Here is a 12,718-nt window from a genome sequence, read left to right as displayed (position 1 = left end):
GGCTGCTCGACTAAACGTTCAGGAGTGTGAATGGAATGACGCGAAGTTTTCCATTGATTACGGCTCACGCCGGAAGCATGAACACCGCGGCGCATACGCTGCGTTCGATTCGAATCGGAATCGAGCTCGGCGCCGATGTGGTGGAAGAGGATATCCGGGTGACCAGGGACGGCGTCCCGGTACTGGCCCATGACGATGAATGTCTAACCGTGGAACGGTTGAATGTGAATATAGCGGACATGACGTATGCGGAATTAAGCGAACTGCGATTCGAAACGGAGCGCGGCGAAACGGCCGGCATCCTCAGGCTGGAAGACATGCTGCCATTCGTGGAAGCTTCCGGCGTCATCGTGAATTTGGACTTGAAGGTCGATGCGGCCATCGAGCCTGCCGCGGCGCTGGTACGCAAATTCGGCTTGTCGAACCAAGCCTTCTTCTCGGGCTGCGATCCGGAACGGGCGCTGCTGGCCGAGCGGCTGCAGCCGGAGATGTCCAAGCTGCTGAACACGGATGTCGAGCCGTTCAAGTCCTTGCCCTACCGGGAGGCGATGATTCAAACATGCGAGGCTGCCCGCGCTGCCTCTTGCTTCGGCATTAATATCTATCATGGCATCCTGCAGCAGGAATTCGTGGCGTATGCCGGGGAGCTCGGGCTGCCCGTCTACGTGTGGACGGTCGAGGAAGAGGCGCTCATGAACCGATACGCCGATTGGGGCGTGCATTCGATCACGTCCCGCAACGTGGCGGCCTTAATGCAAGTGAAGCAGGAACGGGAACGGCTTCGCATAGAGCGTTAACTGGTAATCGGTAAGGCAGACAAGGCAAGAAAGCTAGAAAAGGCAGAAAAGAACCGAATAAACGCAAACGGCCGTCAACGATCTCATCGTCGACGGCCGTTTGCGTTTCGTTTGACGTACTTGTACCCGCTGCCGGGCATCGAACAAACGCATTCGCGGCGAGCCAGGAATTAAAGGATATTTTCGACTCATATCGAAATGTAAACAATGAAAACGCTTGTATGCCGCATCTCCGGTCCGAACGCGAACCGTTCCAATACGGTTCGTAAGGATAAACCTTGATCGAAACGATCATTGACGGTTCATGTTGGATTGTTTATAATTCAAACAAAGTACGAATAGAAACGTTTCGATTGGTTTCGATTCAACAGGTTAAGAAGATAAAAGGTTGGATAATGGAAGATAGGGAGTGAATGAAGTGGCTACGATTAAGGATATTGCTAAACAAGCCGGGGTCTCGATCTCTACTGTCTCTTATGCGCTTAACGGCAGCCCTAAGGTGACTCCCGAGACGACGGAACGAATACTGGCTATCGCGAAAGAATTGAACTATATTCCGAACGCTGCTGCTAGATCGCTCAAGACAAGGGAAACGAAGATCATCGGTATCTTCCTTACGGATTTCAGCGGCGCATTCTATGGCGATCTCCTGCAAGGAACGAAGGAGACATTGACTCGCAAAGGCTACGAGCTCATCGTATGCAGCGGCAAGCAGTCCCATTGGATGCTGCCCGAGCGCATGATAGACGGCGCTATTATCTTGGACGTGACCTTCGACAGCGAGGATCTGATTCGCTACGCGGACCGCGGGCATAAGCTGGTCGTACTGGACCGGGAGCTGGCGCATCCGAACATCAACCAAGTGCTGCTGGACAACAAAGCGGGAGCTACGCTCGCAACCGAATATCTGATCGAAGAAGGACACCGGGAGATTTACGCGGTAACGGGACCGGGCAGCTCCTATGATTCGAAGCAGCGCCTGCAAGCGGTCATGCAAGTCGTAGAGCGGACTGCCGGCGTTCAACTGCACGTTATTGAAGGCGATTTCAACAAGGAAGGCGGAGAACTCGCCGCCAAGGCAATCATGGCAGGCAGACGGGACGGGCAGGCCGCCGCGGCCGTGTTTTGTTTCAATGACGAGATGGCGATCGGCATGATGAATTACATCGCGGAGCATCACTCGGATATACAGGTCGGGGAGCACATACATATCATTGGTTTCGATAATATGGAACTGGCTTCGTATTCCCAGCCGCGTTTATCCACGATCGATTATTCGAAGCGCAAATGGGGCGCGCTTGCCGCGGAACAGCTGGTGAAGCTTATCAATAGCGATGCGGTGGAGAATGAAAGGATCTATGTAACCCTATTGAAGGGGAAATCAGTCGGGACATCCAAGTAGCGCAAGGCGAGGGCGAAAATCCTGGCCTTGATCAGGCATTCCTATGCGCGGAAAAAAGGGCTCAATTCGCCCGAAAATCGAAACGTTTCTCCGGATGATGCGGTTCTTGCTTGTATGCATGGGAATTGATCAGGACCGGGGATTTTTCTGACGCGTTTTTTTCGTGATTTCAAGAAAAAACGCAAAATTTGGGAGCGAATACATCCCAAAAAAAGGATTGATTTCGATGAAATCATGGTGTAATATTCGATTTAGAGAAACGTTTCAACGACGCATTAAACAGTGTAACTGGTAATGATGAGAGTTCTTAACGGTTTTTCTTCGATTTTCCTGTTTCCAAGAGGAAATAGGCAATAAGTATTATCGAAAATCGAAACGTTTCTAGTGTTGTAAGCGCAATCTTAAGCATTAGGAAGAACGTTACCATAATGGAGGTAGGCTGCATGCAGGTCATCAGTAGAGTCAAGCTTCATAGCCGTAATGTACTGCAGGAGATTTGGAAGAACAAAGTGATGTTCCTTATGCTTTTGCCCATCATCGTATACTTTGTTGTTTTTCACTATTTGGTCATGCCGGGGGCTTATGTCGCGTTTGTCGACTTTAATATCCGGAACGGCATCTTCGGCAGCAAATTCGTCGGACTGGACAATTTTCAATTCCTGTTCAAGAACGGCGATCTGTGGAACATCACGAAGAACACGCTGCTTTACAACTTTGTATTTCTCGCGCTGGGCAACGTTATCCAAATCGTCTTTGCCGTAATGCTCGCCGAAATTTCGGGCAAATGGTTCAAGAAGATTACGCAATCCGTTCTCCTGCTTCCATACTTCATCTCGATGGTTATCGTCGGCGTATTTGCCTACAACATGTTCAATTACGACTCCGGCTTCGTCAATACGGTCCTGACCTCGCTCGGCTTCGAGCGCTACGAGTTCTATTCCAACCCTGACATTTGGAAGTACATCATCGTCGCGTTCAAGATTTGGAGCGCAACCGGTTACGGCATGATCGTCTACCTGGCCACGATTACGGGCATCAGCAATGAGCTCTATGAAGCGGCATACATGGATGGGGCCAGCAAATGGCAGCGCATCCGCCACATGACCTTGCCGATGCTGAAACCGACGTTCATTCTGCTGCTGCTGTTCGGACTTGGCGGCATTCTCAAAGGCTCGTTCGATCTGTTCTACAACTTGATCGGCACCAACTCGGTGCTCTATCCGCAAACGGATATCATCGATACGTACGTCTTCCGCAGCCTCGTCGGGCAGTTCAACTTCTCCATGGGCGCGGCAGTCGGATTCTATCAATCGATCTTCGGTTTGGTCATCGTATTGGTCGTTAATTTAATCGTTCGCAAAATCGAGCCGGATAGCGCTTTATTCTAGGAGGAGGTTAAGACAATGGGTACCAAAACGGTGGGGAAAGAGGATTTCAGCAGCTTTCTCATTAAAGCGATCAGTTATGTATGCATCTTTTGCTTCGCTCTGGCTTGTGCGTTTCCGTTCGTCCTGATGATTTCTTCCTCCTTCATGAATGAGCAGGAAATCGTTCGCGAAGGCTACAAGCTCATTCCGAACCATTTTTCCCTGAAGGCTTACGAGCTGCTGTTCCGTAACTCGACGGTATTATCCAAGGCCTACGGCGTCACGATCTTCATTACGGTTATCGGTACCGTTGCCGGATTGCTGATGATGTCGATGGCAGGGTTCGTGCTGAACCGGAAGGACTTCAAGTATCGTCACTTCTTCTCCTTCATGATCTACTTTACGACGCTCTTCGCCGGCGGCTTAATTCCGAGTTATATCCTCATGGTCAAATATTTGCATCTGAAGGACAGCCTGTTCGCGATGATCTTGCCGGGCGTCGTCGGCGCATGGTCGATCTTCCTGATGCGGAATTTCATGAAGTCGATTCCCGATTCCTTGTATGAATCAGCCACCATTGACGGGGCGGGCGATTTCCGGATCTACTGGCAAATCTTCATGCCGCTGGCGATTCCGGCGCTTGCGACCATCGGTCTGTTCTCGGCCCTTGGCTTCTGGAACGAATGGTACAACGGCATGCTGTATATCCAGACGCCGGACAAGTTTCCGTTGCAATACGTCTTGCAGCGCATGATTAATCAGACGAACGTGCAAGCGCTTATAAATCAGGGCGCGGTCATCAATTCGGCGGACTTGCCGTCGCAATCCATTAAGATGGCTACTGCGGTCATGGCTACGGGTCCGATCATCCTGTTGTATCCGTTTGCTCAGCGTTATTTTGTATCGGGTCTTACGATTGGCGCGGTTAAGGGCTAATACATGTTCCTCTCCAAAAAGGACATCTATTATAGAAAGCTTTGCAACCATAATAGGGAGGCGAGAAAATGAGAAACAAGAGCAAGAAAGTTTCAGGCATTTTACTGGCGTTTACGATGATGGGCGGCCTGCTGGCCGGGTGTGGGTCATCCAATGATGACAACAACACTTCGTCCGCGGAGTCCAATGGGTCGAATGCGGCGAATGCGACGAATGCATCCGCGAACACCGCGGGCGGCGTAGACATTTCCAAAGAGGTTAAGCTGGTTTATTATTTGTGGGGTTCTGAAGGCGTTGCCAATAAAGACATTCTAGCTGAGATCAACAAAAAGCTGAAACAAGATATTAATGCGACGATCGAAGTCAAATACATCGATTGGCCGGATGTTGCGACCAAGTATCCGCTGCTGTTCGCTTCCGGCGAGAAGTTCGACATGTCCCACGTATCGCCGGGCGCACCGGTATCGTATTTCTCGCTTGCCAACCAGGGAGCGCTCGTCGATATTACGGATATGCTGGATAAAGTTGCGCCTAAGCTGAAAGCGGAAATTCCTGCGTCCACTTGGGAAGCGACCAAGGTTAACGGCAAAATCTACGGCGTGCCATCGTTGTATAGCGAATTTACGCCGACAGGTTATGCTTACCGCACCGATCTGCTGAAGAAGTACGGCATGGAGAAGATCAGCAGCATTGCGGACATGGAGAAGTACATGGACAACGTCGTGAAGAACGAGTCCTATCCGCCGATCAAAGGCAATGCCGACGATGCTTTCAACATGTTCAGAATGCTGGTCGACACGACGGGCATGTGGCTGAACGCGCCGGGCATCAATACGTCCGAGCTTAATCTCGTGACGAAGAGTCCGGCAGACTACAAGACCGTCTTCCACCCTGCCTTCACGCAAGAGTTTGAGGATTGGGCTGTGAAAATGCGCGAGTGGGCAGACAAAGGCTACTGGTCGAAGGACATCATGTCCTCGAAGGTCGATGCCGGTACGAACTTCAGAGCGGCGAACTCCGCGGGCTACCTGACGCATGCGCAGGACTGGATCGGCAAGTACGGCATGGACACGAAAGCGCAACCGGACGCGAATCTTGATTTCTATACGTTCGCGGAAGCGAATCATAAGATCAAACGTAAACTGGGCGTCGAGAACTCCACGGGCATTAGCACGACTTCCGATAATCCGGAACGTTCGCTGATGGCCATCGAGAAATTCATGACCGATCCGAGCTATTATAACTTGATTCAATACGGTATCGAAGGCCGTCAATATACGATCGAGAACGGCATGAAGAAAACGCCTGCGAACTTCGACGAGAAAAAAGACGGCGGCGGTTTCTCCGCATGGTCCCTGCGGAACGACAAATACAACTTGCCGATGGATACGGAGAATCCGATTCGCGCAAGCCTGTATGAGCAATGGAACAAAGAAGCCATCAATGATCCATACATGGGCTTCAGCTTCGATCCGAAGAACGTGTCGACTGAACTTGCTGCGATCTCCAACGTGAATCAACAGCTGGGCATGCAGCTGATGCTCGGAAAAACGAAAAAAGATCCAAAAGAAGCGGTTGCCGATTACAGAAAACAACTGACGGCGGCAGGAATCGATAAGGTTATCGCCGAAGTAGAAAAACAGCTTGCGAACTTTGTACCTGTTCAATAATTCAAATAAGAACCGATGCGAGAGCTATGTTCATAGGATGACGCCTATGTTCATAGCTCCCTCGTTATAAGGAGAGGATTCAGCAGTGAATACGCCATTATATCGAATCGCTTTTATCGGCTGCGGCCGCCGCGCGCATGAGCATGCGGCAGGGGTGAAGGCCGACGGCAGGTGCGAGGTCGTCGCCTTGTCCGATCTTTCGACCGAATCGTCCGAAAGGCTGAATGCCGAGTTCGGCTTTACGGGGAACATCTACACGGACCATAAGGAAATGCTGGCGAAGGAGAAGCCGGACGTCGTGCTGATCTGTCTGTGGACGCCGCTGCATTTGCCGGTATTCCGCGACTGCGCGGAAGCAGGGGTCAAGGCCGTGCTGTGCGAGAAGCCGATGTCGGCAACCTGGGGCGAATGCCAGGAGATGGGCCGGATTGCGGAAGCGAACGGCTGCCAGCTGACCTTCTCGCTTCAGCGCCGTTTTGCCAAAGGGAATCAAACCGTACGCCGCCTTATTAAGGAAGGAAAAATCGGACAGGTGGTCCGGATGGACCTGTATTCGCCGCCGAACCTGCTGGATTGCGGCATTCATACCTTCGACCAGGCGATCAGTTACATGGATGAAACGCCGGCGAAATGGGTGCTTGGAGCGGTGGATACGACCGAAACGTATAACTGGTTCAATGTTCCGTCCGAGTGCGGCGCCTCCGGGCGAATCGTATTCGCCAACGGCGTGCAAGCCAATCTCGTCTCGGGCGAAATGGATACATGGGACCCGGCTGCGGGGGATGCAACGAAGACCTGGGCCGGCGTTCGCGTGCACGGCACCGAGGGCTTCATCGAGGTCATGTGGGACGGGCAGATCATCAGAGGCGTGAATTATAAGGATCCGTCCTGGACGCCGGAGATGGAATTGTCCTCGATGACCGATCAGATGGAAGGCTATGTCCGCCATGCCATCGATTGCTTAGGGACAGGCGAAGAGCCTGAAGTGTCGCATGCCAAAGCGCTTCGCGCTTCGGAAATTATCTTCGCCGTGTATGAGTCGGTGCGCCGGAACGCGCGCGTGGAGCTGCCGCTTGCGGACGTAACGGACAGTCCGTTTATTACGATGCTGGAGAATGGCCAATTCGCCAAATAGGGAGCGTGAACATGACGATGTCGAGACCGAAATTAGGTTTGATTGGAATCGTTAACGAGGAAGCGAAGCAGGATTTCTGGGGGACGATGCAGCGCGTTGCCGATATTGGCTATGCGGGCGTCGAAGGCGGAGGCGCGCTGCTTGACGGCGATGCCAAGGCCAATGTAGCGCGGTTCCGCGAGATGGGACTCGAAGTCGCGACGCACAGCGTCAGCAAGGAACAGCTGCGCGACCCGAAGGCGCTCGATCAAGTGATTCAAGAGGCGCATCTCTTGCAAACGAAGGATGTCACCTTCTGGTGGGACGTGGTCGACACGCGGGAGCAGCTGCTGCGCGATGCGGAATTGTATAATGCCGCAGGCGCCAGATTGAAGGCGGAAGGTCTGAGATTCTGCTACCACAACCACGCGCATGAGTTCCAGAACGTATTCAACGGCGTGTATTCTTTGGATATTCTAGCCGAGCATACCGATCCCGCGAACCTCTATTTCCGTCTGGACGTCGCTTGGATCACGCTCGGCGGTGCCGACCCGGCACATATCCTGCGCAAGATGGCGGGGCGCGTACCGGCTATTCACTTGAAGGATGTCTACGGAACCGATGAGGTGGGCAAGTGGACAGCGGTCGGTACGGGCGTGGTGAACATCAAGGCATCCATTGAAGCGGCCACGGAAATCGGCGTGGAATGGATGACGGTCGAGCAGGACCAGCTTCGGAATCTTACGGGGCTCGAGACGGCGACGGTCAGCTATCTGAACTTGAAGGAGCAGGGCTTGCTCTAAGCAGCCGCTGCGCGAGCCTGTCATGAAAGCCCAGTCCGGATAAGGACTGGGCTTTTTTGGCGAGCGGGGGATACGATATCGGCGGGCGGCTGGATGCAGCTATGGCGCGCGAAAAATGCTTATACGCGACAATTGGTGGTTGCCTGCTGCGCGTCTATGAGGTTAACTAGTAGGTATATGCAGCGTCTGGTGGAGGCGCGCCGGGAAAGAGTAAGCAAAAGAAAGAGTAAAAGAATAAAAGAGTAAAAGAGATAGAGGAAGGAGCTTGTTCATGTTGCTTGAAGTTATCGCTTTGACGCCCGAAGATGCCCGGGCTGCGGCTGAACACGGCGCCGACCGGATTGAGTTCGTCTCGGTGATCGAGGAAGGCGGGCTTACGCCTTCGCTGGCCTTGATTGAAGAAACGGCAGCGGCGTGCAGCCTTCCCATTCATGTGATGATTCGTCCGCATAGCAAGTCGTTCATGTATGCGGAGGCGGACATGGAGCAGATGATCCGCGACATGGGTTCGCTTCGGAAGGCTGGCGCGAACGCATTCGTGCTGGGCGCGCTGACGCCCGAGCGGACCGTCGACGAGGAGAAGCTGAAGCGGCTGCTCGATGCGGCGGACGGTCTGCCCGTCACCTTCCACCGGGCATTCGACGAAGCCCGTCATCTGGAAGAAGCGTTCGAGACGCTGACGCGCTATCCGCAGGTCCGTACGATTCTGACATCGGGCGGCAAGCCGAGCGTACTGGATGCGGCGGACGAGATCGCCAGGCTGGTAAGCCTGAGCCGCGGGACGGGGATTGAAATCATGGCGGGAAGCGGCCTTACCCCGGCATCGGCGGCCGGCTTCGCGAGCGCGACGGGCGTTCGTTCCGTGCATTTCGGCTCGGGGGTTCGCGTGAACGGTTCGCAGACGGCTCCGATCGATCCTGTTCGGCTGTCGGCCGTGCGGGCAGCGCTGGATGGGGTTTAATCGCACTGCGGCTGAACGGGTGACGGAGTCACAACGGAAGCGGATGAGTCCGACACCGAGCAGTCCCGATTCTGCAAGGCTATGAATGGATTTTAGAAGAACGGCGTCATTCCGTTCCGAATACGCGTGCGGGTCCCTTCGATTGAACCCTCGCAGCGCGTTGCGGAGCTTGAATACGCCGTTTTTTGCGTTTTAACGCGTAGCATAGGGCGATTCGCGTCCCGGACTACGCTTTTTTCGCCATGAGGCGCTGCTGCGAAAATCGCGAAGTGCCTGCGAATGCGGGGAAAAAGGTGTACTATTCGAAAAAATCCCGTTGAGCGCGCCAAACGCCGCGTTTATCCTAAGGATTACGAACGATTCATGGAAGGAGTGGAGATATGGGCGTCTTAACGATAGAAAACGGCATATTCGCGGATGACGGGAAACCCGTTCGCCTGCTCTCCGGGGCGATGCATTATTTTCGAATCGTGCCGGAGTACTGGCGGGATCGCCTGCTGAAGCTGAAAGCTTGCGGGCTGAATACGGTGGAAACCTACGTGGCCTGGAACGTTCACGAGCCGAAGGAAGGCGAATTCCGGTTCGACGGCATGGCCGACGTCTGTTCCTTTATTGCGCTTGCGGGCAGTCTGGGTCTGCATGTCATCGTTCGCCCGAGTCCGTACATATGCGCGGAGTTTGAATTCGGCGGCCTGCCCGCTTGGCTGCTCTCCGATTCCGATATGCAGCTGAGATGCAGCCATCCGGCCTTTCTGCGGAAGGTCGACGCTTATTACGACGAACTTATCCCGCGGTTGAAGCCGCTGTTACGCACGAATGGCGGACCGATTATCGCCGTTCAAATCGAGAACGAATACGGCAGCTACGGCAACGATGCGAATTATCTCGCTTATTTGAAAGAGGCGTTGATCGTGCTCGGTATCGACGTGCAGCTGTTCACGTCCGACGGACCGACCGATGCGCTTCTGCAAGGCGGATCCGTTCCCGGCGTGCTCGCGACGGTCAATTTCGGCTCGCACCCGACTTCGTCCTTCGCCAAGCTCAAGGAGTACCAGCCGAATGCGCCTCTGATGTGCATGGAGTATTGGATCGGCTGGTTCGACCATTGGGGCAAGCCGCATCATATGCGGGACGGGGCCGAGACGGCGGTAATTCTAGAAGAGATGCTGGCGGCAGGCGCGTCGGTGAACTTCTATATGTTCCACGGCGGCACGAATTTCGGCTTCTATAACGGCGCGAACGGCCAAGAGCCGAATCTCTATGAGCCGACGGTCACGAGCTATGATTATGACGCGCTGCTGGACGAAACGGGCGAACCGACGGATAAGTACTACGCCGCGCGCGAAGTGATCGCGCGGTATATAGAGCCGGCGGATCTACCAGTGATCCCGCCCTCCGCGCCTCTGCAGGCATACGGCCGAGTAGAACTGGCGGAGCAAGCAGCGCTGTTCGAGCAGCTGGACGAGCTGTCCGATCCCATTGAACGGATTACGCCGCTTCCGATGGAGAAGCTCGGGCAGCAGTACGGTTTTATTCTATACACGACCCGAGTTTCCGGTCCGAGACCGGAGGAGCGCCTCTTCATCCAGGAGGTTCGCGACAGGGCGATGGTCTTCCTGGACGGCGAGTACAAAGGCACGATTGAACGGGCGCAGACGCTCCAGTCCTTGCCGATCGCCATCCCGGCAGGAGGCGCAAGGCTCGATATTCTGGTGGAGAACATGGGCAGGATCAACTACGGTCCGTATCTCCGGGACGCGAAGGGCATCACCGAAGGCGTGCGGCTCGGCTTCCAGTTCCTGTTCAATTGGACGGTTCGGCCGCTGCCGCTGGACGAGTTATCCAAGCTGATCTATTCCCGCCGTCCTGCGGATGAGGGACCGCGCTTCTACAGAGGGACATTCCAGGCGGCCGCATGCGCCGATACGTTCCTGGACATGCAGGGCTGGACGAAAGGCGCCGTCTTCATCAACGGCTTCAATCTCGGCCGTTATTGGGACCGGGGTCCGCAGCGGACCTTGTACGTACCTGCGCCGCTCCTGCGGGAGGGCGGCAATGAAATCGTCATTTTCGAGCTGCATCGGACGCGGGAAGCCGCGGTCGTCTTTACGGATACGCACATACGAGGAGGAGTTAGCGATGAGTGAGAATACGAACGAGACGCTTATTGAGGTTGAGCATGAGCATGAGCATGAGCATGAGCATGAGCATGAGGTGGAAGTCGAGAATGGCGTCCATAATTACAGCAGCGAATCAGACTGGGTAAAGCCGGACAACCCGATCACGCTGGAGCGGCTGGAATGGTTCAAGGATCAGAAGCTGGCCTTGATGATGCACTGGGGGCCGTATTCGCAGATCGGCATGGTGGAATCGTGGATTCTGAGCGACGATGACGGCGACTGGGCAAGAAACGACGTCGACTGGACGAATGACTATGAAGAGATGAAGCGGGAATATTTCGATCTGGGCAAGACGTTCAACCCGATCCGTTTCGAGCCGGAGAAATGGGCGGAGGCCGCGGCCGAAGGCGGGTTCAAATATTTGATCTTCACGACCAAGCACCATGACGGCTTCTGCATGTGGGATACGCAGACGACGGATTACCGCATCACGGGCAGCGAGACGCCGTTCCGTTCGCACCGCTACGCCGACGTATGCAAGAACCTCTTCGACGCCTTCCGCGACAAAGGACTTGCGATCTCCGCATACTTCTCCAAGGCGGATTGGCATACGCCGACTTACTGGGCGCCGGACATGGAGCGCGGCACCCATACATGGCGCGGGCCGTCGTACGATCCGCAGGTGCATCCGGAGCTGTGGGAGAAATTCGTATCGTTCACGCACGAGCAAATCATGGAGCTGATGACCCGCTACGGCCGCATCGATATTCTATGGCTCGATGCCGGCTGGGTAAGGGAAGGCGGCCGGGTGAGCCAGGATATCCGGCTTGGCGAAGTGGTCGAGCGCGCGCGTCGGACGCAGCCGTGGCTGCTGTCCGCCGACCGCACGGTGGGCGGTCCGTACGAGAACTACGTCACGCCGGAACAAACCATTCCGGATCGTCCGCTGAACGTGCCTTGGGAGAGCTGCATCACGCTCGGCACCTCGTTCTCGTTCGGGTTCGAAGACCGCTACAAATCCGCGCGTCAATTGGTGCAAATCCTGATGGAGGTCGTGGCCAAAGGCGGCAATCTGGCATTGAACGTCGGACCGCAGCCGGACGGCAGACTGCCGAAGGGCGCGCTGAAGAGCATGAAGGCGCTCGGCGCATGGTTGAAGATCCATGGGGAAGCGGTATACGGCACCCGCATCTGCGCACCGTATTACACCGGAGCATGCGCTTTTACGCGCAAAGGCGAGACTGTCTACTGCACCTACTTGTACGAGAGCGAGGATGCGCCGGTCAACGAACGGATCGCCATTCCTTACACGGAAGCGGTCACGGCTATCGAGCTCGTCGGAACCGGCGAAACCGTTGCTTTTACGCGGGACGGGGCAGGACTTACGCTGCAGCTTCCGGCAAGCCAGCTGGGCGGGAAGGCGCCGATCGCGCATGTATTCCGTATTCGTCCATAAGCTTGAGCACGATACGAGGGCGGCCGCAACGGTAGAATTGAATCTATGTATGGTGTAAAATAATAGGCTGAGAAATTAACTACAAGTGACGC

The 12,718-nt window shown here is 54.7% G+C and carries 10 protein-coding genes; all 10 read left to right on the top strand.

Going from position 1 to position 12,718, the window contains the following annotated elements; translation table 11 throughout:
• Positions 1–35: 35 nt before the first annotated feature.
• Complete coding sequence (locus GZH47_RS09985) at positions 36–797, top strand: glycerophosphodiester phosphodiesterase (RefSeq protein WP_162639961.1); 762 nt, start codon at positions 36–38, stop codon at positions 795–797.
• A gap of 418 nt (positions 798–1,215) precedes the next feature.
• A complete protein-coding gene (locus GZH47_RS09980) occupies positions 1,216–2,199 on the top strand; it encodes a LacI family DNA-binding transcriptional regulator (protein ID WP_162639960.1) in 984 nt (327 codons plus the stop codon).
• 443 nt (positions 2,200–2,642) lie between these two features.
• Positions 2,643–3,587 (top strand): ABC transporter permease, encoded by a 945-nt coding sequence (locus GZH47_RS09975; protein ID WP_225446427.1) that lies wholly within the window; start codon positions 2,643–2,645, stop codon positions 3,585–3,587.
• 15 nt (positions 3,588–3,602) lie between these two features.
• Complete coding sequence (locus GZH47_RS09970) at positions 3,603–4,502, top strand: carbohydrate ABC transporter permease (protein ID WP_162639959.1); 900 nt, start codon at positions 3,603–3,605, stop codon at positions 4,500–4,502.
• A 68-nt stretch (positions 4,503–4,570) separates the two neighbouring features.
• Positions 4,571–6,172, top strand: coding sequence for a DUF3502 domain-containing protein (locus tag GZH47_RS09965; RefSeq protein ID WP_162639958.1), 1,602 nt, complete (start codon positions 4,571–4,573; stop codon positions 6,170–6,172).
• A gap of 85 nt (positions 6,173–6,257) precedes the next feature.
• On the top strand, positions 6,258–7,307 hold the full coding sequence (locus tag GZH47_RS09960) for a Gfo/Idh/MocA family protein (RefSeq protein WP_162639957.1): 1,050 nt from the start codon (positions 6,258–6,260) through the stop codon (positions 7,305–7,307).
• A gap of 11 nt (positions 7,308–7,318) precedes the next feature.
• The gene (locus GZH47_RS09955; protein ID WP_162639956.1) at positions 7,319–8,089 is read left to right on the top strand and encodes a sugar phosphate isomerase/epimerase family protein; all 771 of its coding nucleotides are present in this window, start codon (positions 7,319–7,321) and stop codon (positions 8,087–8,089) included.
• A 271-nt stretch (positions 8,090–8,360) separates the two neighbouring features.
• Positions 8,361–9,050: a copper homeostasis protein CutC gene (locus GZH47_RS09950; protein ID WP_162639955.1), complete on the top strand. Its 690-nt coding sequence runs from the start codon at positions 8,361–8,363 to the stop codon at positions 9,048–9,050.
• A 380-nt stretch (positions 9,051–9,430) separates the two neighbouring features.
• A complete protein-coding gene (locus tag GZH47_RS09945) occupies positions 9,431–11,197 on the top strand; it encodes a glycoside hydrolase family 35 protein (protein ID WP_162639954.1) in 1,767 nt (588 codons plus the stop codon).
• On the top strand, positions 11,190–12,626 hold the full coding sequence (locus GZH47_RS09940; RefSeq protein ID WP_162639953.1) for an alpha-L-fucosidase: 1,437 nt from the start codon (positions 11,190–11,192) through the stop codon (positions 12,624–12,626). The genes GZH47_RS09945 and GZH47_RS09940 overlap by 8 nt, the downstream gene beginning before the upstream one ends.
• Positions 12,627–12,718 lie beyond the last annotated feature (92 nt).

The sequence above is a fragment of the Paenibacillus rhizovicinus genome (assembly GCF_010365285.1).
Classification (GTDB): Bacteria; Bacillota; Bacilli; order Paenibacillales; family Paenibacillaceae; genus Paenibacillus_Z; species Paenibacillus_Z rhizovicinus.
Note: the sequence above shows the minus strand (reverse complement) of the source record. Positions and strands in the feature narration are given on the sequence as shown.

Coding starts and splice junctions, on each gene's coding strand:
- GZH47_RS09945 (WP_162639954.1), top strand. CDS start 9,431: ATGGGCGTCTTAACGATAGAAAACGGCATATTCGCGGATGACGGGAAA.
- GZH47_RS09940 (WP_162639953.1), top strand. CDS start 11,190: ATGAGTGAGAATACGAACGAGACGCTTATTGAGGTTGAGCATGAGCAT.
- GZH47_RS09975 (WP_225446427.1), top strand. CDS start 2,643: ATGCAGGTCATCAGTAGAGTCAAGCTTCATAGCCGTAATGTACTGCAG.
- GZH47_RS09985 (WP_162639961.1), top strand. CDS start 36: ATGACGCGAAGTTTTCCATTGATTACGGCTCACGCCGGAAGCATGAAC.
- GZH47_RS09965 (WP_162639958.1), top strand. CDS start 4,571: ATGAGAAACAAGAGCAAGAAAGTTTCAGGCATTTTACTGGCGTTTACG.
- GZH47_RS09970 (WP_162639959.1), top strand. CDS start 3,603: ATGGGTACCAAAACGGTGGGGAAAGAGGATTTCAGCAGCTTTCTCATT.
- GZH47_RS09950 (WP_162639955.1), top strand. CDS start 8,361: ATGTTGCTTGAAGTTATCGCTTTGACGCCCGAAGATGCCCGGGCTGCG.
- GZH47_RS09955 (WP_162639956.1), top strand. CDS start 7,319: ATGACGATGTCGAGACCGAAATTAGGTTTGATTGGAATCGTTAACGAG.